The organism is Pedobacter sp. Leaf170 (assembly GCF_920984665.1).
Lineage (GTDB): Bacteria > Bacteroidota > Bacteroidia > Sphingobacteriales > Sphingobacteriaceae > Pedobacter.
The window spans coordinates 1-586 of the sequence record NZ_CAKLBP010000019.1 but is presented as its reverse complement, the minus strand read 5'-3'; the positions used below and the strand labels follow the sequence as shown (position 1 = coordinate 586).

Genomic DNA, 586 nt, shown 5'->3' with positions numbered 1-586 from the left:
AACACGTGGGAGAGTAGGTCGGTGCCAAATCTTAAAAGAAGAGCCTTGTAACAATTGTTGCAAGGCTTTCTTTGTTTATAAGCTTTTTTGCACAGCGATGGGACTTGTGAGTCTAAAGTTCAAAGTTGAAAGTCTAAAGTTAAAAGTTGAAAGTTGAAAGTTCAAAGTCGTAACCTTGTACTAAAAGAGCCGGAATAGCGCCAGCAGATTAGCAAGAGTTGTGCAGATAAATACAAACGGTTTTACCATCTAAGGCATCTTAGTTTGATAGTGAAGAGCACTGGTTGCCTATGGAAATGGGTGATGCTTTATATTCATTGCCGCAATAGGATTAGCAGGAGTTGCGTAGATAAAAAAAAATGGTTTTAACATCTAAGGCATCTGAGAACAGCTAAGGTTTCAATGTCTAAAAATTTGTTAATCTGGTATAGGCGTTGAAACTGTTCATCGAAGCAGCAGAGTAAGCATACGACCAACCCATCTTTTTTTTGGCAGATATTTTAGGCAGTTGGTTTAGTCCAATTATTTGGCATAAGTTCTTTAAGCTTATTTGCTTTGTGTGATGGTATTCTTTCCAGGATATCAG

General features: G+C 37.7%; 1 protein-coding gene. It reads right to left on the bottom strand.

Annotation, left to right across the window (positions count from 1 at the left end):
* Positions 1-406 precede the first annotated feature (406 nt).
* Positions 407-586 (bottom strand): hypothetical protein (locus tag LUA90_RS19440; protein WP_231492247.1); only part of this gene is annotated, 180 nt, incomplete at its 5' end.